At 62.6% G+C, this 22,662-nt stretch carries 17 protein-coding genes; 7 read left to right on the top strand and 10 right to left on the bottom strand.

Annotated elements, in window-relative coordinates; genetic code table 11:
* Positions 1 to 217: 217 nt before the first annotated feature.
* From AADW18_RS12070 to groES, 4 genes are all read right to left on the bottom strand, one after another.
* Positions 218 to 1,291 carry a 3-deoxy-7-phosphoheptulonate synthase gene (locus AADW18_RS12070; RefSeq protein ID WP_337343631.1) on the bottom strand — a complete coding sequence of 358 codons (1,074 nt, stop codon included), beginning with the start codon at positions 1,289 to 1,291 and terminating at the stop codon, positions 218 to 220.
* 656 nt (positions 1,292 to 1,947) lie between these two features.
* On the bottom strand, positions 1,948 to 2,556 hold the full coding sequence (locus AADW18_RS12065) for a DUF6445 family protein (protein WP_337343630.1): 609 nt from the start codon (positions 2,554 to 2,556) through the stop codon (positions 1,948 to 1,950).
* A gap of 151 nt (positions 2,557 to 2,707) precedes the next feature.
* The gene (gene groL, locus AADW18_RS12060) at positions 2,708 to 4,348 is read right to left on the bottom strand and encodes a chaperonin GroEL (RefSeq protein ID WP_337343629.1); all 1,641 of its coding nucleotides are present in this window, start codon (positions 4,346 to 4,348) and stop codon (positions 2,708 to 2,710) included.
* 145 nt (positions 4,349 to 4,493) lie between these two features.
* Positions 4,494 to 4,784, bottom strand: coding sequence for a co-chaperone GroES (groES, locus tag AADW18_RS12055; RefSeq protein WP_337343628.1), 291 nt, complete (start codon positions 4,782 to 4,784; stop codon positions 4,494 to 4,496).
* Between the two features lie 209 nt (positions 4,785 to 4,993).
* Here groES and cutA point away from each other — a divergent pair, with 209 nt between their 5' ends.
* Genes cutA through AADW18_RS12040 form a run of 3 tightly spaced genes read left to right on the top strand, consistent with a single transcriptional unit; the run spans position 4,994 to position 8,233 of the window.
* Positions 4,994 to 5,329, top strand: coding sequence for a divalent-cation tolerance protein CutA (gene cutA, locus AADW18_RS12050; RefSeq protein ID WP_337343627.1), 336 nt, complete (start codon positions 4,994 to 4,996; stop codon positions 5,327 to 5,329).
* A 4-nt stretch (positions 5,330 to 5,333) separates the two neighbouring features.
* Positions 5,334 to 7,637, top strand: a complete 2,304-nt coding sequence (locus tag AADW18_RS12045) for a protein-disulfide reductase DsbD (RefSeq protein ID WP_337343626.1) — start codon at positions 5,334 to 5,336, stop codon at positions 7,635 to 7,637.
* Positions 7,634 to 8,233, top strand: coding sequence for a TlpA disulfide reductase family protein (locus AADW18_RS12040; protein ID WP_337343625.1), 600 nt, complete (start codon positions 7,634 to 7,636; stop codon positions 8,231 to 8,233). Before AADW18_RS12045 ends, AADW18_RS12040 begins: the two co-directional genes overlap by 4 nt.
* Before the next feature lie 63 nt (positions 8,234 to 8,296).
* On the opposite strand, the gene AADW18_RS12035 is transcribed toward AADW18_RS12040, so the two are convergent.
* Positions 8,297 to 9,061 (bottom strand): LytTR family DNA-binding domain-containing protein, encoded by a 765-nt coding sequence (locus tag AADW18_RS12035; protein ID WP_337343624.1) that lies wholly within the window; start codon positions 9,059 to 9,061, stop codon positions 8,297 to 8,299.
* 16 nt (positions 9,062 to 9,077) lie between these two features.
* The gene (locus AADW18_RS12030; protein ID WP_337343623.1) at positions 9,078 to 10,262 is read right to left on the bottom strand and encodes a histidine kinase; all 1,185 of its coding nucleotides are present in this window, start codon (positions 10,260 to 10,262) and stop codon (positions 9,078 to 9,080) included.
* A 209-nt stretch (positions 10,263 to 10,471) separates the two neighbouring features.
* Here AADW18_RS12030 and AADW18_RS12025 point away from each other — a divergent pair, with 209 nt between their 5' ends.
* On the top strand, positions 10,472 to 10,861 hold the full coding sequence (locus AADW18_RS12025) for a hypothetical protein (RefSeq protein ID WP_337343622.1): 390 nt from the start codon (positions 10,472 to 10,474) through the stop codon (positions 10,859 to 10,861).
* A gap of 314 nt (positions 10,862 to 11,175) precedes the next feature.
* Positions 11,176 to 13,677 (top strand): TonB-dependent receptor, encoded by a 2,502-nt coding sequence (locus tag AADW18_RS12020; RefSeq protein WP_337343621.1) that lies wholly within the window; start codon positions 11,176 to 11,178, stop codon positions 13,675 to 13,677.
* A gap of 250 nt (positions 13,678 to 13,927) precedes the next feature.
* Here the strand turns inward: AADW18_RS12020 and AADW18_RS12015 are convergent, their stop codons facing one another.
* The 3 genes from AADW18_RS12015 to AADW18_RS12005 form a co-directional block, all read right to left on the bottom strand.
* Positions 13,928 to 14,155 carry a hypothetical protein gene (locus tag AADW18_RS12015; protein WP_337343620.1) on the bottom strand — a complete coding sequence of 76 codons (228 nt, stop codon included), beginning with the start codon at positions 14,153 to 14,155 and terminating at the stop codon, positions 13,928 to 13,930.
* A gap of 183 nt (positions 14,156 to 14,338) precedes the next feature.
* A complete protein-coding gene (locus tag AADW18_RS12010) occupies positions 14,339 to 16,438 on the bottom strand; it encodes a gluconolaconase (RefSeq protein ID WP_337343619.1) in 2,100 nt (699 codons plus the stop codon).
* A gap of 160 nt (positions 16,439 to 16,598) precedes the next feature.
* Positions 16,599 to 17,534, bottom strand: coding sequence for an alpha/beta hydrolase (locus AADW18_RS12005; protein ID WP_337343618.1), 936 nt, complete (start codon positions 17,532 to 17,534; stop codon positions 16,599 to 16,601).
* Between the two features lie 378 nt (positions 17,535 to 17,912).
* On the opposite strand from AADW18_RS12005, the gene AADW18_RS12000 reads away from it, so the two are divergent.
* Positions 17,913 to 21,065 (top strand): discoidin domain-containing protein, encoded by a 3,153-nt coding sequence (locus tag AADW18_RS12000; RefSeq protein WP_337343617.1) that lies wholly within the window; start codon positions 17,913 to 17,915, stop codon positions 21,063 to 21,065.
* A gap of 556 nt (positions 21,066 to 21,621) precedes the next feature.
* Here the strand turns inward: AADW18_RS12000 and AADW18_RS11995 are convergent.
* Positions 21,622 to 22,128 carry a DUF1697 domain-containing protein gene (locus tag AADW18_RS11995; protein ID WP_337343671.1) on the bottom strand — a complete coding sequence of 169 codons (507 nt, stop codon included), beginning with the start codon at positions 22,126 to 22,128 and terminating at the stop codon, positions 21,622 to 21,624.
* A gap of 155 nt (positions 22,129 to 22,283) precedes the next feature.
* Between AADW18_RS11995 and AADW18_RS11990 the strand changes: the two genes are divergently transcribed.
* A complete protein-coding gene (locus AADW18_RS11990; protein WP_337343616.1) occupies positions 22,284 to 22,613 on the top strand; it encodes a DHCW motif cupin fold protein in 330 nt (109 codons plus the stop codon).
* Positions 22,614 to 22,662 lie beyond the last annotated feature (49 nt).

Here is a 22,662-nt window from a genome sequence, read left to right as displayed (position 1 = left end):
CCGGCTCTTGCAGGAGCGCCGTCTCGGCGCGAGCTCTTCGCTGTTATCGCGATCTGACGGGAAAAGCTCGCGGCGGGACGCCGCTCCTACGGGAAAGTCCCGGCTCTTGCAGGAGCGCCGTCTCGGCGCGAGCTCTTCGCTGTTATCGCGATCTGACGGGAAAAGCTCGCGGCGGGGACGCCGCTCCTACGGCCCTGAGGCCATTCTCGACAGCCAATCAAGCTGCCTGCGAAAGCCGGCGCTCACGGCGGCGGCGGACCGCTTCAGCCAGACGCTCCAACACGGCGACAGAAGTATCCCAGCCGATGCAGCCATCGGTGATGCTTTGGCCATAGGTCAGCTTCTGCCCGGGGACCAATTCCTGGCGACCAGCAACAAGATGGCTTTCGATCATCGTGCCGATGATGCGGTGGTCGCCGGCTTCGACTTGCGCTGCGATGGCGTCGATGACCCGCGGTTGGTTTTCCGGATCCTTGCTGCTGTTGGCGTGGCTGGCGTCGATCATCAGGCGTGCGGGCAGGCCGGCCTTCGTCAACACCAGGCTGGCGGCTTCCACGCTTTCGGCATCGTAGTTGGGCGCTTTGCCGCCGCGCAGGATCACGTGGCAGTCGGGATTGCCGGTGGTCGAGGCGATCGCGGAGCGGCCTTCCTTGGTGACGGCCAGGAAATGGTGCGGATGCGAGGCGGCGTTCACTGCATCGGCTGCGATTTTCACGTTGCCGTCGGTGCCGTTCTTGAAACCGACGGGGCACGACAAGCCGGAGGCCATTTCGCGATGAATCTGGCTCTCGGTGGTGCGCGCGCCAATCGCACCCCAAGCCACCAGGTCGGCGATGTATTGCGGCGATGTGGTGTCGAGATATTCGCAACCGGCGGGCAATCCGAGACTGTTGATGTCGCGCAGCAGCCCGCGCGCCAGCCGCAGTCCTTCGTTGATGCGGAAACTGCCATCCAGGTCCGGATCGTTGATCAGGCCTTTCCAGCCGACCGTGGTGCGTGGCTTTTCGAAGTACACGCGCATGACGATTTCCAGGTCCGTCCCCAGTGCATCGCGAAGCGGACGCAGCCGCTTTGCGTACTCCATCGCGGCAATGGGGTCGTGAATCGAACAGGGACCGATGACGACGGCCAGGCGATCATCGTGGCCATGCAGGATTTCATGCAGTGCTTGCCGGCTGTTGGTAACGGTTTCGGAAACCATGTCGTCGCAGGGCAATTCGGAAATCAACTGCGCAGGTGGTGTCAGCGGTTCGAGCTTGCGAATGCGCAGGTCGTCGGTGTGGGGGGCCATTCGTGTTTCTCCAGTTGTTTTAGATCCGCCGGCCCTGGCAGCAAAAAAGCCGCCAGGGTGGCTGGCGGCTTTCAGGGGATGCTTCTGTTTCAAATCTTCAGAGCAATCGCGACCCGTCCTCCGCCAGCGGCATTGGAAAACCGTAATACCAAAAGTAAAAGCGGGCGCGGGGTGCGTTCATGGGCGCCATTGATAACACAGGCTTTGCCGGGTTACGAATGTTTCATCTGCAACCGGCATTCTTTATGTGAGGCATGGGAATGCTACCTGGCGCGATTTTCTCTGGGACAAGGTAGGTGCGTCAGCCTTTGTAGGAACGATTGCCTTTGTAGGAGCGGCGTCCCGCCGCGAGCTCTTCCTGTCAGCCCGCGATAAACAGTGAAGAGCAGTTGAAGCCCGCCAGTTCGCCAACTTGACGCGCTGCGGCGCGCTTCTGATTAAACCCACTGAGAGATGACCGGGGCGCGGAGCGGCGCCCCGCCGCGAGCTTTTCTGTAGTCGGCCCTTCGTAGAGCGGAGCTTGCTCCGCTGCTCTTTGTTCGGCGTACAGGAGCGAGAAACAGCGGAGCAAGCTCCGCTCTACAGGCCTCGACAGAACAAAGAGCTCGCGGCGGGACGCCGCTCCTACGACAACAACATTATTTCGGCGTTTGCGATCATGCGCCGGCAAAAAACATCAGATAAACCAATCGACCATTTTCGATGCGGTCGCCAAAGGCCGGGCCCGCGGTATGCCACAGCCATGGACGCAGCATTATCAGGCGATTGAAACGCATCGGCACCCGCATGGTCATTTCCCACTTGGAATCATCGACGCTGTCTTTCTCGATAATGGCGCGATGCATTTCCTGCAGAGATGAATATCCCATCGCCGTGACTTCGGCATCGGTGAGCGGCGCGCGGTCGGTGTTGGTTGGCAGATGACGGAAGAACTCCGTACCGCCCTGGCAATCCTCAGGACGGCTGAGATACAGAATGCCGGACCAATAAGCCTGGTCGATATGCACCTTCGCCCTGCCCTTGTCCGCCGCGAGCGTGACACGAAACTTGGCGTGCGATTGCGGTGGCGACACGGGCTTCACTGGTTCGCCCACGAGTCGCGATACCGCTTCGGACAAGCCGTCGATCTCGATACGTTCCAGCGAATTGCGACCGGGAAAGGCGCCTTGCTGATCCGGGTAGGTCAGCTGCAGTGCAGTGTTGCGCAGCGCGTCGGCATCGCGCGCACTAAGGAAGTCGTCGACGACAATCAAGGAAGTAGGCATGGCGGCGAGCGTAGCCCGGCGCTAAACCTTCAGCAAGCGATGCAATTGTCTGCATCCACCCGTAGGAGCTCCTGCACAAAAAAGAAAAACCCCGCCTCGCGGCGGGGTTTTTGTGTTGCGGTGTTGCGGTGTTGCGTATGGAGAGACTGGATCAGAAATCCATGCCGCCCATGCCGCCCATGCCACCGCCGCCCGGCATTGCCGGCTCGTCCTTCTTCGGCGCTTCGGCCACCATCGCTTCGGTGGTGATCATCAGGCCGGCGATCGAAGCTGCGTTCTGCAGGGCCGAACGGGTGACCTTGGTCGGGTCCAGGATGCCGAACTCGATCATGTCGCCGTATTCGCCGGTCTGGGCGTTGTAGCCGTAGTTGCCCTTGCCGTTGGCGACGTTGTTCAGCACGACCGAGGGCTCTTCGCCGCAGTTGGCGACGATTTCGCGCAACGGGGCTTCCATCGCACGCTTGGCGATGTTGATGCCGTGGTTCTGGTCTTCGTTGGCACCCTTCAGCTCGCCGATGGCCTGCAAGGCACGGATCAGGGCAACGCCGCCGCCCGGGACCACGCCTTCTTCCACCGCCGCACGGGTCGCGTGCAGGGCGTCTTCAACGCGGGCCTTCTTTTCCTTCATTTCGACTTCGGTAGCTGCGCCAACCTTGATGACGGCCACGCCGCCAGCCAGCTTGGCCACGCGCTCCTGCAGCTTCTCGCGGTCGTAGTCCGAAGAGGTTTCTTCGATCTGCGCCTTGATCTGCTTGATGCGGGCCTGGATGCGGTCGGCTTCGCCGGCGCCATCGATAATCGTGGTGTTTTCCTTCGACACCACGACCTTCTTGGCACGGCCGAGGTCGTTGATGGTGGCCTTTTCCAGCTGCAGGCCGACTTCCTCGGAGATCACCGTGCCGTTGGTCAGCGTGGCGATGTCTTCCAGGATGGCCTTGCGACGGTCGCCGAAGCCCGGCGCCTTCACAGCGGCGACCTTGACGATGCCGCGGATGGTGTTGACCACCAGGGTGGCCAGCGCTTCGCCTTCGACTTCCTCGGCCACGATCAGCAGCGGCTTACCGGCCTTGGCGACGCCTTCCAGCACCGGCAGCAGTTCGCGGACGTTGGAGATCTTCTTGTCGTGGATCAGGATGAAGGGGTCGTCGAATTCGACCTGCTGCGACTGCTGGTTGTTGATGAAGTACGGCGACAGGTAGCCGCGGTCGAACTGCATGCCTTCGACCACGTCCAGTTCGTTCTCCAGGCCCGAACCTTCTTCAACGGTGATCACGCCTTCCTTGCCGACCTTCTTCATCGCTTCGGCGATGATGTCGCCGATGTTGCTGTCGGAGTTGGCCGAGATGGTGCCGACCTGGGCGATCGCCTTGTCGTCGGCGGTGGGCTTGCTGATCTTCTTCAGCTCGGCCACGGCGGCGATGACCGCCTTGTCGATGCCGCGCTTCAGGTCCATCGGGTTCATGCCGGCGGCGACCGCCTTGGAACCTTCGCGGATCAGCGCCTGTGCCAGCACGGTGGCGGTGGTGGTGCCGTCGCCGGCGTTGTCGGAGGTCTTGGAAGCGACTTCCTTGACCATCTGCGCGCCCATGTTCTCGAACTTGTCAGCCAGTTCGATTTCCTTGGCGACGGACACGCCGTCCTTGGTGATGGTCGGGGCGCCGTAGCTCTTCTCGAGCACGACGTTGCGGCCCTTCGGGCCCAGGGTGGCCTTGACGGCATTGGCGAGAATGTTCACGCCGCGCACCATGCGCGTACGTGCGTCTTCGCCGAAACGGATATCTTTGGCAGCCATTTGAATCTCCGGGAATGGGGAATTGAGAATAGGGAATCGTTAGAAGCGAAATGACATTGCGGGGGAGTGGAGACCGTGACGGGTGAATCGGCGCGAATGCGCTTTTCCGATTCCCTATTCCCGATTCCCCATTCCCGCCTCGGCGTCAGCCGAGGACCGCGAAAATGTCGTCTTCTTTGACGACCAGGTAGTCGGTACCGTCCAGCTTCACTTCGGTGCCGCTGTACTTGCCGAACAGGACCTTGTCGCCCACTTTGACCTTCGGCGCGCGCACGCTGCCGTTGTCCAGCGCCTTGCCTTCGCCCACGGCGACGACTTCACCCTTGATGGGCTTCTCGGTGGCCGAGTCGGGGATCACGATGCCGCCAGCGGACATCTTTTCTTCTTCCATACGCTTGATGACCACGCGGTCGTACAGCGGCTTGATATTGCTCATTTCAATCCTCTTTAAGTGATTGATTACACACGGGAAAGGGTGGCGATGTTAGCACTCGGACATGTCGACTGCCAGCATCGCGGGCGCAAAAACCCGGCACGAACGCCGGATTGCCCAGATGTTGGGGCCCCAAGATGACGATTCAAGGGCCACTTGCCGGAAATTTTTGCGGAAGCCCGCCTGCCGGGGTCTGCGATAATTCCGCGCCCATGCCCATCCGCCTTGTCTATTGCACCTGCCCCGACGCCGCTACCGGCCAGCGCATCGCCGATGCCCTGGTGGGAGAACGGCTGGCCGCCTGCGTCAATCTGCTCCCCGCGGTCACTTCGGTGTATCGCTGGCAGGGCAAGGTGGAACAGGCTAGCGAAGTCCTGCTGCTGGTCAAGACCACTGCCGAACGGCTGGAAGCACTAGGCGCCCGCATCAGCGAACTGCACCCGTATGAACTGCCGGAGGTAATCGCGGTCGAAGTCCGCGCCGGCCTGCCCGCTTATCTGGATTGGGTCGTCGCCCAGACCCAAGACCCCGCCGATTTCCCCGAGTGATCCTATGACGTTGTTGCGCCGTTCGTTTTTCTTGCCCGCCTGTTCCGCGCTGCTGCTGATTTTGGCGGGCACCTGGCCGAGCGCCCCCGCGCTGGCCGTGGACGTGGACGACCTGCTGCCGGTGGACCAGGCCTTCGAGCTGAGCGCCAAGGCGCCGACCCGCGACCGCATCGAGATCGAGTGGAAGATCGCCGACGGCTATTACCTCTACCGCCATCGCACCGATGTGCAGGCCACCGAAGGCTTCACCGGCGAGGCGCTGCAGCTGCCCAAGGGCAAGGCTTATCGAGATGAGTTCTTCGGCGATGTGGAGACCTACCGCGATCGTCTGACCGGCGTATTGCCAGGCACCGCCATCGCTGATCGCGTCACGCTCAAGGTGAAATACCAAGGCTGCGCCGATGCCGGGGTCTGCTATCCGCCACAAACCCGCACGCTGACCGTCACGCTGCCGGCAACCGACAGCGCTCCAACGGCATTCGTTCCATTGACGCGGCCTGGCACGTCGCTGCTGGGCAACCCGTCCGCCGGCGCCGTCGATGCCGCACCGCTGCCGCCGGAGCAGGCATTCGCTTTCGAAGCGATTGCCTTCAACGGGGACCAATTGCTGCTGCGCTTTACCCCGACGTCCGGCTACTACGTGTACCGCGACCGCACTTCGATGGCGCTGGAAGGCGCCCCGGGCATCGCGCTGCAACCGCCGCAGTGGCCCAAGGGCAAGGCGTACCACGATGAACACTTCGGCGATGTCGTGGTCTATTTCGATCAAGCCGAGGTGCCGGTACCGCTGAAACGCGAACACGCGCGCGCCGTCGATGCCACGCTGCGGGTGACCTTCCAAGGCTGCCAGACCGGTGGCATCTGCTATCCGCCGATGACGCGCCGGGTGAAGCTATCGATTCCCGTCGGCACGGTTACCGCCGCTGCGGCGACGGCTGCCACGTCCACGAGCGTTGTGGGCTCAGAAGCAGGCGGCGATGCCGCGGGAACTTCGAAAGCCGCCGCCGTTGCTTCCGATGCCGCTTCCACGGGTAATCCGGCCGAAGTGCCGCGCACCACGCCGCCGGAAGACGTGCAACGCCGCAACGCGCCTACCGTCGGCGGCTTTTTGCTGGCGTTGTTGCTGGCGCTGGGTGGCGGACTGGTCCTGAACCTGATGCCGTGCGTACTGCCGGTGTTGTCGTTGAAGGCGTTGTCGCTGGCCGATAGCGGGCGCAGCGGTGGCCACGCGCGGCAAAGTGCGTTGTGGTACACCGCTGGCGTATTGATCAGTTTCGTCGCCATTGGCGCCTTGGCGCTGGGCTTGCGCGCCGCGGGCCAGGCGCTCGGTTGGGGCTTCCAGCTGCAGCAGCCGTGGGTCGTCGGCTTGCTGGCATATCTGATGTTCGCTATCGGGCTGAGCTTGTCCGGTGTGTTCTCCGTCGGCCATCGCCTGGCTGGAGCGGGCGATGCGCTGACGCGCCAGACCGGACCCGCGGGAGACTTCTTTACCGGTGTATTGGCGGTGGTGATTGCCAGTCCCTGCACGGCACCGTTCATGGGCGCAGCGCTGGCGTTCGCCTTCACCGCCTCCACGCCGCTGGCGCTGATGGTGTTCGCCGCACTTGGACTGGGATTGGCGCTGCCGTTCCTGCTGATCGGTTTCGTACCGGCGCTGGCCAACCGTTTGCCCCGTCCAGGCGCGTGGATGGAAACACTGAAACAGTTCCTCGCCTTCCCGATGTACCTGACCGCGGTCTGGCTGCTGTGGGTGCTGGGCAACCAGCGCGGCATCGATGCGATTGGGCTGGCGCTGGCCGGCTTGGTGCTGCTGGCGCTGGGGTTGTGGTGGTTCCAGCGTCTGCGCCTGCGCACGGCACCGCTTCGCCGCGCATTGGCGGTGGCGCTGGTGGCTGCATCGCTGGTGCCGCTGGCGATGGCGCATCGCCTGCCGTCAGCGTCCCGGGCAAGTGCGGATGGTGCCGCGGCGGTCTCGTTTTCGAATGCCAAGCTGGCTTCACTGCGGGCGGAAGGACGCGTGGTGTTCGTCGACATGACCGCCGACTGGTGCGTGACCTGCAAAGCCAACGAAAAAACCGTACTTCACACCCAGGCATTCCGCGATCTGCTGGAGCAGCACGACGCCGTTTTCATGCAGGGCGACTGGACCAATGTGGATCCGGAAATCACCGCGTTCCTGGAAAGTCATAAGGCCGTCGGTGTGCCGTTGTATGTGGTGTATCCGCGCAACGGTGGCGAAGGCGAAGTGCTGCCGACCGTGCTGACTCGCAAGATGGTGAGCGACGCATTGGCACGAGCGGCGCAATGAAAGTCACCACGCCTCGCATTCTATTGGCGGCTGTCGTGGCCGCCGCGCTTGGTGCCGTCGCCAGTGTATGGTTCGACGGCGGCCGAGTGCTGCTGCGGACAGAAGCGGGACAGCGCGTGCTGCAAAGCGCCGCGGATGCGTCTGCGCCAAAACCGCCTGCGGGTGTGGTTCCTGCCAAGCGCGGTGATGCAATGCCGTCTGTCGTGCTGCCGGGATTGGATGGCGAACGCATCGACATCCCAGCCCACTATGCGGGGCGTCCGCTGTTGATCAATGTCTGGGCCAGTTGGTGCGGCCCCTGCGTGGAAGAGATGCCCGAACTCGAAGCCTTCGCCAAGACTCAAGCGGCCGATGGTGTGCAAGTGATCGGACTCGCACTGGATACGCCAGAAGGCGTGCGCGACTTCCTGCAACGCGTACCGGTCAGCTATCCCATCGTGCTGGATACGCCCGGACCCGCGGATGCCAGCGTCTGGCTGGGCAATACCCGCGGCGTGCTGCCGTACACGGTGCTGGTTAGCGCCGACGGACGCATCGTCAAACAGAAGATCGGCCCGTTCGTCCACGGCGAAATCAGTAGCTGGGCGAAGCCGTAGGATGGGTTGAGCGCAGCGGCACCCATCACCGCGATCGAGGGGTATCGCTGCGCTCAACCCATCCTACGTCGCCGTCAGCCGCAGGAACGTCTCGTGCTGATAGCGGCTCATGCGCAGTTGCTGGCCGGTGTCCATGGTGACGACGTGATGGCCGTTGAACCACGGATGGATCGCCTTGACCCGGCGGATGTTGATGATCGCCGAGCGGTGGACGCGGGCGAAGTGGCGTGGATCCAATCGCGCGGCCAACGCGGCCATGGTTTCGCGTAGTTCGTGCACGCGGTCGGCCAGATGCAGCTGCACGATGTTGCGGCTGGCCTTGATCCAGACGATGTCCTGAACGTCGACAAAGACGACATGCTCGTCCACACGCACCGGAATGCGATCCAGGTAGGTATCGCGCTGGCGCAGCGCATCCAGCGCCTGCAGTATCTGAGCGGTGACCTGCGTGCCAGCGTTGCCGGCCGACAAGCGCGTTTTCGCACGCTGCAAGGTGTCCGCAAAACGCTCCCGACTGAAAGGCTTGACCAGGTAGTCCACCGCATTGGCTTCGAATGCGCGCACCGCATATTGCTCGAACGCGGTGACGAAGATCGTCGCGGGCATGTGCGCGGCGCCGATCGAAGCGACCACGTCCATGCCGGTCATCGCGGGCATCTGGATATCCAGGAATACCAGGTCGGGCTGCTGGCTGCGGATGGCGATCACCGCGGATGCGCCATCGCCGCATTCACCCAATAGCTCGATGTCCGGATCGCTTCGCAACAGGCGCACGATGGCATGCCGCGCAATCGGCTCGTCGTCGATCACCAGCGCGGAGATACTCATGGAACGACCGGCACGTTCATGCGGGCACATGCTCCGGCATCTCTTCGGGCTCTTCCAGTTCGCGGAACGGCAAACGGATACGGCAGGCCACGCCTTGCGGCCAGATCATATCGAGACGGATCCGTGCATTTTCGCCATAGAGTTCCCTAAGGCGCAGCCGTGTATTGGACAAGCCGATGCCATGGCCCGCGGCGCTCTTCTCGTTCTCAGGCCTGCTTTCCTCGATCCCACTGCTATCGAGCGGGCTGCTATTGAACGCATCATTCTCGAGGGTGCCTTTCATAAGCATGCTGTTGCGATTACGCACATCGATGCAAAGGCTATCGTCCTCCCGCCTGGCCTCTATCTCGATGCAATCGCTACCCACGCGCTGGCCGATGCCATGCCGGATCGCGTTCTCGACGATCGGTTGCAGGATCAGACTGGGTACGGCGCAATCCAGCACGTCCGGCGCAATATAGATCTGCGTGGTCAGGCGATCCTTGAACCGCACACGTTGAATACCGAGATAGAGATCCAACAGGGCCAGCTCCCGGCGCAGGGTAATTTCCTGTCCGTCGTAGTCTTCCAGGAATGCGCGCAGCAGATCGCTGAGCCGTAGCAGCATGTCCTCGGCCGACAACGTGTCTTCGTCCAGCAGCGTCACGATGGCGTGCAGCGTGTTGAACAGGAAATGCGGCTGCAGCTGCGACTTCAGCGCCTGCAGGCGAGACTGCGCGAGCTCGGCGGCCAGCCGGCTCGCCTCGACTTCGCGGCGTGTCTTCTCGGCATGGAAGTGCACCGCCTGCTGGATGGTGAAAAGTGCCCAGTACGTAAACAGCCCGGTAGCGAAATGCATGCTCAGGAAAAACTGGAGCTGCTGGCCGAACGAGCTGGGCTCGAACACTGTCGAGACGAAGGCGCCGATGACCATGGCAAGCAGGGTCACGGCAATGCTTGCAGGCAACTGCCGCCCCAGGCCACGCAGGCGCACCGGGGCCTGGATCGGGTAGCGCTCGGCCAGTCGGAACACCAACGGCGCAAGTGCCGCCCAGGTATACCACTGGATCATCGACCAGCGCAGATAATCGGAAACCGACCAGGTCGGCCCGTCGACCGAGTCGTATAGGAAGCGCTGCACTGCAAACACCACCACCACCGCCGACCACAGGCCAAGGTAGCGGAACAGGCCGATTTCCGTGCTGCCGAGGCGGATGTTCATTGCATGCTTCTAGGTGAGTACGCCGCCATCCTAGGCGCAGCGCGCGGCGCTGAAAAGCGCGGCGGCGCGCGGCTACGATTCGCAACGGCGTAACGACGATTCGTCCCGGATCGCTTTCCCGATGACATGAGAGATGGCCTGATCGGCATGCCGCGCGGCGCAGCCCATCACCGCTACCGGCGACCCTTCATTTCGCCGGAGACCTCGTCATGCGCCCGATCCTTGCCGCCGCTTTCGCCTCTCTTCTGTTCGCCACCACCGCGCATGCCGATGAGGCAACGCAGACGCGATACGTGGAGTTGATCAACCGCGCGCACGACAGTGTGACGTCGCTCTCCATCGCCACCGCCGGCAGCGACTCATTCCAGAACAAGCCGCTCGGTTTGGCGCTGCGAGGCGGTGGCGATTCGGCCACCATCGAGATCGCGAGCGACAACTGCCTGCATGATTTTCGTTTCGGATTCCGCAATGGCCAAACGGTGATCTATGAGGGCGTGAATGTCTGCCGCGGAAACCGCCTTCGTATCGAGCCACTTCCCGTCATCGCCAAGCGTCGGAGCACCGATTCGTTTGAGACGGCTGCCGAAGGCAATCCTTAGTTCTTGTTGAAAGCCATGGTGCCTTGCATCCGATCGATTCCGCGCGCGTGCGAGGCAGTGTAATTGCGGCTTCGCCAACGCCACGCAATCCAAGCTCGTAAGCGTCATTACACGAAACCGTGCGTTTTCATTGGTCGCATAGCACATAGAAAAACGGCTATTACGCCTGTTTTCATGACATATCGTGCTTCGCTACGTAATCGCAAATTCACTCGCGCTGAATTGGGATTCTTTCCGTTTTCGATAAGTTAAAGAAGTGGTAAACCTCTCTGACGGCTCCACGAGTCCGAAACTATTCAGGAGGAAAACCACTCATGTCCCGATCGAGTCTGCGTCATTTGACCCTGGCGATCAGCGCCGCTTTGGCGGCTTCCACATTCACGGCTGCCCACGCGCAAACATCCACCACGGCGTCCAGCAGTACCGAAGCCAGAACACTGGATGAGGTTGTCGTACTCGGCACTCGCGTTCGCGGCCGCACAGCGGAGGAAACCGCTGCGCCTGTCGACGTGATTGGCAAGGAAGAATTGAATTCCACCGGCGCCATGGAAATCGGCCAGATACTGCAGATGCTGGAGCCTTCTTTCAACTTCTCGCGTACGTTCGTCAGCGACGGTACCGACATCCTGCGCCCGGCCACGCTACGCGCATTGGGTCCCGACCAGGTCCTGGTACTGGTCAACGGCAAGCGCCGCCATCAGCAGGCGCTGGTGAACGTGCAGCAGACCATCGGGCGTGGTTCCGCCGGCACCGACATCAACGCGATTCCCATTTCCGCGATCGAGCGCATCGAAGTGCTGCGCGACGGCGCCGCGGCACAGTACGGCTCGGACGCGATTTCCGGTGTCATCAACATCATCCTGAAGACGCAGACCGATCACACCGATGTCTCGGTCGAGGGCTCGCAGTACTACGCGGGCGATGGCGAGATGCTGCACGGTTCGGTCAACACCGGTTTCAAGCTGGGCAGCGAGGGCTTCCTCAATCTGTCGGCGGAAGCGCGCAATCGCAACGAGACCAATCGCGCGGGTCCCGACAGTTTGCGTGTCGATCCGCCACGGGTGACGCAGCGCTTGGGCGACGCGGACGCCAAGGACTACTACTTGTGGTGGAACGGCGGCCTGCCCGTAGGGGCCGGTGAGCTGTACTGGTTCGGTGGTGTGTCCAAGCGCGAAGGCGATTCCGCCGGCTTCTTCCGCAGTGCCGGAGACAACCGTACCGTGCCTGCGTTGCACCCGAATGGTTTCCTGCCCAACATCCTGACCACGGTGGAAGATGGTTCGCTGGCGGTGGGCTACAAGGCGCCGCTGGGCGACACCTGGGATTGGGATATCTCGATCAATCACGGGCGTAGCAAGTTCGGCTTCGAAGAAAGCAACTCCGTCAACGTCAGTTGGTGGTACGAACCGTTGCCCGACGGCAGCGGCATCTATGCCGACTCGCCCACATCCGCCGACACCGGCACGCTGGAGTTCGAGCAGACCACGTTCAATCTGGATTTCCGCGGGCAGGTGGGCGGTTTCAATGATCAGCTGTTGTACCTGGCAACCGGCTTCGAATGGCGTGAGGACAACTACCGCATCAAGGCCGGCGATCCCGTGTCGTACACCTATGGCCGTACCAACAACCCGAACATCCTCATCGTCGGCCAGACCGGCGATCCGGCGGCACCGGGTATCCAGGGCTTTCCTGGCTTCACTCCGGGCACGGAAGTGGATGATGGCCGCCACAGCATGGCGGTGTATTTCGATGCGGAAACCAACCTGACCGAGAAATTCCTGATAGGCGCGGCGGTCCGTTTCGAGGACTATTCGGACTTCGGCAACACCACCACGGGCAAGCTATCGGCACGCTTTGACGCGAGTGAAACGTTCGCCGTCCGCGGCACCGTGGCCACGGGCTTCCGCGCACCTGGCGTGCAGCAGCAGTTCTACAGCCAGGTCTCCACCAATCTGGACCCCGGCAGCGGCACGCTGACCGATACCTTGACCGCGCGGCAAGATAGCGACGTGACGCGCGCATTGGGTATCCCAAGCCTGCAGGAGGAAACCTCCACCAGCGCGACGATCGGTTTCGTGCTCAAGCCCAACGAGCGATTCACGCTGACGGCCGATCTGTTCCGCATCGAGATCGATGACCGCATCATCTTCTCCGGCAACATCGCACCTGAAACGGTAGGAACCGACGGCCTGCCGTGCGCGGCGGACAACGCAAACTGCCCGATCGCCGCGGCGCTGGCTCCGTTCAACGTGGGCCAGGCGCAGTTCTTCACCAACGCCATCGACACCCGCACCACCGGCCTGGACATCGTCGCGAACCACAACACGGAGTTCGACGGCGGCAGCAACCTCAACCTGACCGCGCTGATCCACTTCAACAAGACCGAAGTGCTGAGCCGGCGCTCGCAATCGCCGATCCTCTCGCCGACCGCACTGTTCGACGATACCCAGGTGACCCTGATCGAACGTGGACAGCCGCGCGCGCATCACGTCTTGCAGGCGGTATGGGAAAAGGACCAGTGGCAACTGACCACCCGCGCCAATTATTACGGCTCGGTGGCGGCGGAAGGCTTCACGCCAGGCTTCGTGCAGACCTGGGGTGGCAAGTGGCTGTTGGATCTTGGCGTCCGCTACGCCTTCAGCGACAACCTGGCACTCAGCGTGGGCGGTAACAATGTTCTGGACGAATACCCGGACAAGTGGGATCCGGTCAATGCCGCGCCGTTCCCTCAACTCGGTTTCAAGTACGGCTGGGAAACCATGCCCTTCGGCATGAATGGCGGCAGCTACTACGTGCGGTTGGATTATCGCTTCTGATTGGGGTGGTGGTGCGTGACGAAGAAGACGGGCCAGGCCCGTCTTCTTTTTTCGATCTTCGTTTGATGCGGTTTTGTGGAGGCCAGGACACAGCGGCCGGCGTCGCTCGTCGTGATCTTTTGTAGGAGCGGCGTCCCGCCGCGAGCTCTTCTGCCAGATCACGATAGAAGCTTAAGAGCTCGCGGCGGGACGCCGCTCCTACACAAGCCGTGTTTACCTGGGCCTGTTTACCCGCGTGTCGCGCTATATCTCAACGGCTTCGGCCGTTAGATCGCGATTTCGCCGGTGGCGCTCCGCGACTGCGGCGATCCCGCCACTGGTCCTCCGCCACTTCGCCCTGGTCGGCCAGATCGACCTGATCGAGGGCCTGCTCCACCGGCTGACCGACATCGGGCCGGCGCATACCATGATGTTGTCCGCTGGCGACTCCACTGCCCGCGTCGGGCGCGGACCGAAGCGCGTTGCTCTTGGTGACCATCGTCTTCTCCTTACACGAAAATGCCGACGCATCGATGAAGAAAAGTGACGCCGTTACGCCGGCAATTCCATCATCGCACCGGAGATGTAAGCGATTTGACAAGCGCTATTCAGTGGCATGAACGCAAGCGACGAACAAAAGAGAGCGCTTTTTTTCCGGTTTTTAGTAGCAAATGAAACAGTGCTATTGCAGGGTCAGCAATAAATCGCGCCGGGCCTGAGCCACGTTGCCGCTGTAGTCCTTCGCGGTAATGCGCACCGTGTAATCGCCAGCTGGCAGTTCGCTGGGTTCCCAGAAGCCGGTCGCGACTGCCCCATCGCGCACGGTATTGGTCGCCACGTATTGGAACCGGGTCATCGCGCTGCCGTGCGCGGTGACGCCGCTGTCGGGGCCGTAAGCGATTTTCACGGCGTCAACGTCCGCCGGCATGCGGTTGAATTCGATGTTCATCCGCGGCGCTTCGTAACCAGGCAATGGAACGCCGTCGCTGCTCAGTACCTGGTAACCGAGCGCGTGCAGGCCCAGCCGTCTGCGCGGTAGATTGCGGTCGACCTGATCCCACGCTTCCACCAGGATCTGCACGCGGGTCAGATCGCGTGGCACGAGCAATCGCCCTTTCCGCTTCTGTTGCAACGGCTGTTGCGATACATCGACCAGGCGAACGCTGTCGATGCGCGGCGGGTAGCGGTCGGCGTAGTCCTTGAAGCCCAAGGCGACCGCATTGCGTTCGAAACCGTTGGCGCCGACGCTGAGATGCACATGCGCCAGGCCGTTGAGAGTGCCGAGCACGTCGCCGACCTTGAAGCGGGTTCCGCGTCGCACCCGCACGCGCTCCAGCGCGCCGGCATCGTCCATCAGCATATGGAAACGCTGCGGGTCGATCGCCACGCCTTGCGCGGTTCGGCCTACCCGCATGTGGATATAGCTGATGCTGTCCAGCGCGACGCCTTCGCCCTGCTCGCCGGTGCCCCAGGTGCCTGATGGACTGCTGACCTTGGCGTCGGCGATCGCCAGCACTTCGGCGCCCACATCGCCGCGGATATCCAGTCCGCTGTGCAGGTGGTCGCGATTCTCGCCCTGGTAGTTGCCGCGCACTTCGCCCAGCGTGCCGACTACTTCATGCCAGCCGTCCTGTGGACGCAACGGCCAGCGGCCGGCCGTATCGGGCAAAGGGTGATCCGCGGCCGGGCCCACTGTCGCCGGCGATGGAACGGCACCTTCAGCCAACGGTGAAACCTTGTGGATGCGATAGCTGGTGGCATCGGCCACGTAGAGCGCGCCCGCCGCGTTGATCGCCAGCCCGGACGGACGCGATAGCTGCTGGCCTCGGATGCCGCCGGTCAGCACATGCCATTGCCCTGCGCGGGAAAGCTGCAGTATCCGGCCGCGGGCCATTTCGCCGACATAGAGCAGCCCATCGCGCGTTACCGCCAGGCTGAGTGGTCTGCGCACTGCACTCGCGTCCCCTGGCAGCGCGCTCACCAGCGTGCTCACTTCGCCGCTGGGCGCCAGCTTGCGGATCGCGTTGTTGCGCGTGTCGGCAATCCAGACATTGCTCAACGCATCCACCGCCAAGGCGGTGGGCGTATCGAAGCGCGCGGCGATGGCTGGACCATCCTGATATCCGGGTTTTTCGCCGCCAGCCAACGTGATGACCTGGCCATCGGCGCGGATGACGCGAATACTGTCGTTGTACGTGTCGGCAACGTACACGTCGCCGGTCGCGTCCACTGCCACGCCAATCGGTCCGTTGAACTGCGCCTGCGAACCAAGGCCGTCGCGAAAGCCCGCGGTGCCATTGCCCGCCAGCGTGGTCACCACGCCTTGCGGGCTGATCTTGCGGATCGCGTGATTGCCGGTATCGGCGACATAGATATTGCCCTGGGCATCACACGCCAGTCCGGAAGGCGTATGAAAAGCCGCGGCGCTGCCGACGCCATCGGCGAAGCCTTCGACGGAACCGGCCAGCGTCGTGATGGTGCCGCCGACGCCTATCTTGCGGATGAGGTTGTTGTCGCCGGCATCGGCGATGTACAGCGTGCCATCGCTATCCACGGCAACGCCGTAGGGGTCAGCGAAGCGCGCCTGCGAGACCGCACCATCCCGCAAGCCCTGCACTCCATCGCCCGCTACCGGCCCCAGCTGCGCGGTCCAACCGAACGGCGTGGTTTTGGGTGTGTTTTCAGGCCGGGGAACGGGGTACTTCGGATTGGAGATGAAGGTGATCGCCAGCGTTGCCGCCATCAGCAGCACCACCAGCCAGAGCCAGGAATTTCGGGTCATGAAGTGCTTTACGGCAGAAGCGAGGCGGCACGATAGTCAATTGAGGATGAGGTGGGAAGCCCGGGCGCATTCATACTTGGGCAACTCGTATTTCTCGCCTTCTCTCAGCGGCGGCGAAAGGCACTGGGCCCCGGCCTGCGCCGGGGTGACGGTGGATTAGCTACTGGCTCCCCACCTGCTCCGCCCAGCTCTTGGCATCGCTTTGGCCATTGAGGAACGGCAGGGCGGTTTCCATGAGGCGTGGCGAGGTGAAGATGTCGTAGTGGGTCAGGTCCGGCAGGATCGCGAGGCGGTTCTGCGACATCGTCTCCCGGCCCCAGCCCGCGTCCTGCAAGCCGCCGCCGAGCAATTGATAGAACTTGATCTCGTGCTCCGGGCGATACATGTCGCCATCGCCGTACACCAGCATCACCGGCATCTTCAGTTGCGGGATTTCCGCCGACCAGTCGTAGTGCCCGCGCATGTAGTCGCCCAGGATGCCGAGCAGGCGCGGGAAGTCATCAACCTTGGGGGCCACCGCGACGTAGGACTGGTACATCGGGGTTTCCTTCATCATCGGGGCCGCATCGGCGGTCAGGCTGTTCTGCTGCGCGCGGATACCGGGATAGAAGCCTTCATCGGAAAATCCTGTGGAAACCAGCACCAGGCGCCGAACGCTTTCCGGCTTTTGCAGCGCCATCCGCAACGCAACGCCGCCACCCAGCGAATAGCCCAGCACGTCGACCTTGCCGTAGCCCAGCTTCCGCGTGAGCGCCGCCATGTCATCGCCCATGGATTCGATGCGGAATTCCCGCTTGCCCAACGCGGTACGGCCATGGCCGTGCAGGTCCACGGCGATCACCTGACGGTTCTCCGTCAATTTCGGCAGCGTCGGCCGGAACATATCGATGGAACCCAAGCCACCGTGCAGCAGCAATAACGGTTCGCCCTGTCCGTGCACTTCGTAGTAGTAGTCCACGCCGTTGATAGCCAGCTTTCCGCTCTTGGTAGCGGCGGTTGCGGCAGGCGCAGGTGACGAGGTCTGCGCCGCCAAAGCGGGGAATGCGGCGGCAACGGCCGTACAGGCCAGCAAAGCGAATGTGGCGAACTTGGACATGGCGATCTCCTGTTTCGTTGAAGGATGCGACGGCCAGATTGGCGTCTTCGTGGATACGACGAATCAGGTTGTGGCAGATCGACATGTTGTTCAAAAAAGACAGTCGAGCGGATGCACCCTTGTGGGAGCGACGTGAGTCGCGACGTTAATGTTTCCGGTCGCGACTCACGTCGCTCCCACAAGGATGCTATGCCGACATTGTCGCCTTGATGGGTTGACCGCTAGCAGAGAACCCCGGCTTACCACAGCGCACCCGCCCGGCCCTGTTCATGGTGCACTGCGACTGGCATGTAAACGTTTTCATCCCTAGTATCCGGCGTCTTGAAGCCAGCCGAGGCGGGCTTCCCTCCCCCCAAACCTGCCCACGCGGGAGCCCGCATGCCCATCGATTCCGTCCGCCCTTCCTCCCGACCTGCCCGTCTTTGGCGCTTGGCCGCGCTGGCGGGGCTTTGCCTGCACCTTTCAGTCGCCAGTGCGCAGGACCGGCTGCCGCCTCGCGAGCAATGGAAGGCCAGCAGCTCTTCCAGCACGCAACAGACCATGGCGCCGCCGTTTGGAATCGACGGCGATCCGACCACCCGCTGGGGCGGTCCGTTTTCGCCGGGACATTGGTATCAGGTCGACCTGGGCCGTACGGCCACCGTCGGCGGGGTGATCCTGCAATGGGACTACGGCTTCGCCCGTTCCTATCTGATCCAGTATTCCAACGACGGGCAGAAGTGGCAGACCGCTTTCCAGACTGGCGACGGCGGCGGCGGCACCGAATACCAGATGTTTCCCGCAGTGAAGGCGAGATACCTGCGATTGGCTGCGCCCGGGCGCACGGCGGATTGGGGCGTTTCGGTCTTCGAATTCGAGCCACTGGCGCCGCGCGAAACTCCTCGCATCAGCGGTACCGATAACGATAAGGACGCGACCGGCCTTTGGGTGGCCGCTTCGCCACGCACGCTGGAGTCGCGCGGCCAGGCAAAGGGTACGCGGCAGTTGGACATCGCGCTGCCGCGGCCATTGCCGCTGGCGGGATTGGAGGTGTTCTGGCGCGACACTCCACGCAGTGCGCGCCTGGAAGGCCGTGATGAGTCGGGGCGCTGGATCGCCTTGTCCGATGATCCGGATGCCTATGGCGAAACCTCATTCCTTGCCGCCACCGAACCGCATACGGTCAGCGCGCTGCGCTTGACCGTCGCCGACGGCGCGCAGGCAACCGGCGTGCAGCGTTTGCGTCTGCTGGGACCAAAGCGAGTGATGACGCCGATGCGGCGCTATGAAATCGCCGCCTCGCGCCGGCACAAGGAACTGTTTCCTTCTTCGCTGCATGCCAAGCAGGTGTATTGGACGGCCGTTGGCATTCCTGCCGGGCAGCAGAAATCGGTATTCGACGAATACGGCAACCTGGAAGCCTTCAAGACCGCTCCGCTGGTGCAGCCGCTCTGGCGCGACGCTTCCGGCCGCGCCGCCGCTGTATTCGACGCCGAACTCGAACATGGCCTGCGCAACGGCTGGATGCCGATGCCGACCGTGCAATGGTCGCCGCAACCCGGCCTGCAGCTGAGCAGCGAAGCCATCGCGGTCGAGCAATCGGGCGCGCCAGTCACGCTGGTCCGCCATCGGCTGACCAATACCGGTTCGACGGCGATCGACGGACAGTTCGTGCTGCTGACCCGGCCGATGCAGATCAGTCCCCCATGGCAGAACGGCGGTCTGTCGCCCATCCATGACATCGCGATTGAAGACGCCGACAAAGGCCAAGCGGTACGCGTGAATGGACGCGTGCTTTTCCACGCACTGACCGCCGCCGATGCGCAGGGCACGGCGCCGTTCGGCGCGCATGGCGAAAGCGAAATCACCCGCTACGCCGCCGAAGGCAAAGCCCCGGAACAAACCCGTACGCGGGACGAAAGCGGGCTCGCCGCCGGCATGCTGTCCTACAACGTGCAGCTCGCACCTGGCGCGCACCGCGACATCGTCCTTGCCTTCGCACTGGGCAAGGACCGCATCGATCCGAAGGCCAAGACCCTGCCCGATTCACCCGCGCTGGATCGGAGCGCGCTGCTTGGCAGCGCGAGCGATGCGGGCGCCGCATTCGACAAGATCTCCGCGCAGGTCGAGCAGCAGTGGCAATCGCGGCTGGGCAAGATCGGACTGTCGCTGCCTGACGCTTCGCTGGTCGACATGGTGCGTGCGCAAGCAGCCTACATGTTGATCAACCAGACCGGCCCGGCGATGCAGCCCGGCCCACGCAACTATGACCGCTCCTTTATCCGCGACGGTTCGGCCACCGCGGCGACCTTGCTGCGCATGGGCATGACAAAAACGGCGCGCGACTACCTGCGTTGGTATTCCGATCATGCCGTGCACGAGAACGGCTTGGTATCGCCGATCCTCAACGACGACGGCACGGTCAACACGGGTTTCGGGTCGGACATCGAATATGACAGCCAGGGCCAGCTGATCTGGCTGATCGCGGAAGTGGCGCGCCTGGATGGCGGGCCCGACAGCGTGCGCGACTACCAGCCCAAGGTGAAGCTGGCACTGAAATTCCTGCAGGAACTGCGCGAACGCACGATGGTCCCGGGCTACCAGGCCGATCGCGAAGCGCCGGAACGTTTCCACGGCATCATCGCGCCGTCCATCAGCCACGAAGGCTATCCCACGCCGACCCACAGCTATTGGGACGATTATTGGGCGCTCAAAGGCTGGCACGACGGCGCGTGGTTGGCCGAACAATGGGGCGATCACGAAACCGCGGCCTGGGCGCGCGCGCAGTATGAAGCGCTAAGCAAGTCCGTCGCCGCATCGATCCGCACCACGATGACCTGGAAAGGCATCGACTTCATACCGGCGTCGGCCGACCTGGGCGAAAGCGACCCCACGAGTGTGTCGATCGGTATCGACCCCGCCGGCCAGCAGGCGCTGATGCCGGCCGACGCGCTGGAGCGCACCTTCGCGCGCTATCTGGACAGCGTGCGCAAACGCGACGAACCGAATTCGCTATACGCCTACACGCCATACGAGATGCGCAACGTACTGACCTACGTGCATCTCAATCAGCCGAAGGAAGCCAACGAACTGCTGATGAACCTGCTGCGCCATCGGCGACCTGCGGAATGGCAGGTGCTGGCGGAAGTCGTCTATTCCGATCTTCGCCATGCCATCTACCTGGGCGACATGCCGCATACCTGGATCGGTTCCGAATACGCCCGCTCCATCTTCGGCATGCTGATGCATGAAGCCGATGATCACTTGGCGCTGCTGCCCGGCGCACCGCCGTCGTGGGTGGCTGGTGACGGCCTGAGCGTGAGTGCGTTACCGACCGCATACGGGACACTGACGATGTCCGCCCGACGCGAAGGCGATCGGCTGCGCGTCAAGCTGGGTTCCGGGCTGCGCAAAAACACTGCGCTACAAGTCAGTTGGCCGAGCCGTGAGCGGCCGGTGCGCGTGACTGTCGACGGGAAAGCGGTCACGGACTACACCGCTGATGGCGTCCGCATCGGCAAGCCGTTCAAGGAGTTGGTGGCGCAGTGGTGAAGGCGAGGCGCGTGCTGCACCCATGTAGCCCGGGTAAGGTCAAAGACCGCACCCGGGGGTGCTTTACACGGAACCTCCACATTCCCGTCCGAATAACGTAGCCATAGGATGCGGTAAGCCAAAGGCGCACCGCATCGTTCGCGTTCCTGCCACAACCGAGAGTTTCATGGCTTCGGGCACGCGATCGATGCGGTTCGCTTTGCTCACCGCATCCTACTTGGCGTGCTACACCGCTGATGGCGTTCGCATCGGCAAGCCGTTCAAGGAGTTGGTGGCGCAGTGGTGAGCACTAGGAGCGTGCAGCACCCATGTAGCCCGGGTAAGGTCAAAGACCGCACCCGGGGTGCTTTACACGGAACCTCCACATTCCCGTCCGAATAACGTAGCCGTAGGATGCGCTAAGCCAAAGGCGCACCGCACGTTCGCGTTTCTGCCACAACCGAGAGTTTCATAGCTTCGGGCACGCGATCGATGCGGTTCGCTTTGCTCACCGCATCCTACTTGGCGTGCGATGGAGTCCTAACCTCGCCGGCAAGCATGGCTGACGAGCGGAGCGTTACCCCGCCATCTCCACCAGCTTGGCAACCGTATTCATATTGCGCGCCGTGCCGGTCTTGGCTGCCGGAATGACCAGCTTGGAATCTGCCATGCCGTCGCCGTAATGCACGTAGATTTCGCGCTTGCCAAGGGCGATTTCCTCGTCCTTGTGATGTTTGACGGTGGTCAGCGCATCGGCGGGCGGTGGCATATCCAGGAAGATCGCCGTCACCCGATTGGGCGCGGCATCCGGGAAAGGATTGGCGGCCAGCACCTGCGCCATTTCAGCCGGGGTACGCACCAGTACGCCAACGGGTTTGCCGGCGTAAGCAGCCAACGCGGCTTCCAACGAGGCCTGTACTTGCTTGGCCGTGGAAGCACTCGCGAACACCACGTTGCCGCTGGCGATATAAGTACGTACCTGCGTGAAGCCGGCCCCTTCGCACATGGCGCGCAGTTCGGCCATGGGCAGCTTTCCGGTGCCGCCCACGTTAACGGCGCGCAGCAAGGCGATATAGGTTTGCATGGGCATAGGATAGCGGTAGCGGGAAACGGGAAACGTTCTGTTCACTCCCCCCTTTAAAAAGGGGGACCGTGGGGGGATTCGCTCTTGCTTGTAAAGGCAAAAAAATCTCCCGTCACCCCCTTCTGAAAAAGCTCAACCAGTCTAAAAGGACCCCGATGCAACTAACCACCATTCCCTTTGGCACTACGGACTGGTCCGCGGTGGAACCCACCACGCACAACGGCGAGACCGGCCTGGCGTATTGGCGCACACGCATCTTCGGAAACATCCGAGTGCGCATGGTCGAGTACACACCAGGGTATCTGGCGGATCATTGGTGCGTGAAAGGACACATCCTGCTGTGCCTGGAAGGCGAACTGCGTACGCAGCTGGAGGATGGCCGGGAATTCGTACTTACGGCCGGAATGAGCTATCAGGTGGCGGACAACGCCGAGCCCCATCGCTCCTATACCGCGGCCGGGGCGAAGCTGTTCATCGTCGACTGATTTGCTGACGCGGATTTAGCGGCAAAGCGCTACTCTGTTTTCGTCTACA

Origin of the sequence: Pseudoxanthomonas sp. CCNWLY206-1 (genome assembly GCF_039710385.1) — a bacterium.
Classification (GTDB): Bacteria; Pseudomonadota; Gammaproteobacteria; order Xanthomonadales; family Xanthomonadaceae; genus Pseudoxanthomonas_A.
Note: the sequence above shows the minus strand (reverse complement) of the source record. Positions and strands in the feature narration are given on the sequence as shown.

Bases quoted from the DNA above. Each gene is read 5' to 3' on its own strand.
- AADW18_RS12070 (WP_337343631.1), bottom strand. From the start codon at position 1,291: ATGGCCCCCCACACCGACGACCTGCGCATTCGCAAGCTCGAACCGCTG.
- AADW18_RS12065 (WP_337343630.1), bottom strand. From the start codon at position 2,556: ATGCCTACTTCCTTGATTGTCGTCGACGACTTCCTTAGTGCGCGCGAT.
- groL (WP_337343629.1), bottom strand. From the start codon at position 4,348: ATGGCTGCCAAAGATATCCGTTTCGGCGAAGACGCACGTACGCGCATG.
- groES (WP_337343628.1), bottom strand. From the start codon at position 4,784: ATGAGCAATATCAAGCCGCTGTACGACCGCGTGGTCATCAAGCGTATG.
- cutA (WP_337343627.1), top strand. From the start codon at position 4,994: ATGCCCATCCGCCTTGTCTATTGCACCTGCCCCGACGCCGCTACCGGC.
- AADW18_RS12045 (WP_337343626.1), top strand. From the start codon at position 5,334: ATGACGTTGTTGCGCCGTTCGTTTTTCTTGCCCGCCTGTTCCGCGCTG.
- AADW18_RS12040 (WP_337343625.1), top strand. From the start codon at position 7,634: ATGAAAGTCACCACGCCTCGCATTCTATTGGCGGCTGTCGTGGCCGCC.
- AADW18_RS12035 (WP_337343624.1), bottom strand. From the start codon at position 9,061: ATGAGTATCTCCGCGCTGGTGATCGACGACGAGCCGATTGCGCGGCAT.
- AADW18_RS12030 (WP_337343623.1), bottom strand. From the start codon at position 10,262: ATGAACATCCGCCTCGGCAGCACGGAAATCGGCCTGTTCCGCTACCTT.
- AADW18_RS12025 (WP_337343622.1), top strand. From the start codon at position 10,472: ATGCGCCCGATCCTTGCCGCCGCTTTCGCCTCTCTTCTGTTCGCCACC.
- AADW18_RS12020 (WP_337343621.1), top strand. From the start codon at position 11,176: ATGTCCCGATCGAGTCTGCGTCATTTGACCCTGGCGATCAGCGCCGCT.
- AADW18_RS12015 (WP_337343620.1), bottom strand. From the start codon at position 14,155: ATGGTCACCAAGAGCAACGCGCTTCGGTCCGCGCCCGACGCGGGCAGT.
- AADW18_RS12010 (WP_337343619.1), bottom strand. From the start codon at position 16,438: ATGACCCGAAATTCCTGGCTCTGGCTGGTGGTGCTGCTGATGGCGGCA.
- AADW18_RS12005 (WP_337343618.1), bottom strand. From the start codon at position 17,534: ATGTCCAAGTTCGCCACATTCGCTTTGCTGGCCTGTACGGCCGTTGCC.
- AADW18_RS12000 (WP_337343617.1), top strand. From the start codon at position 17,913: ATGCCCATCGATTCCGTCCGCCCTTCCTCCCGACCTGCCCGTCTTTGG.
- AADW18_RS11995 (WP_337343671.1), bottom strand. From the start codon at position 22,128: ATGCAAACCTATATCGCCTTGCTGCGCGCCGTTAACGTGGGCGGCACC.
- AADW18_RS11990 (WP_337343616.1), top strand. From the start codon at position 22,284: ATGCAACTAACCACCATTCCCTTTGGCACTACGGACTGGTCCGCGGTG.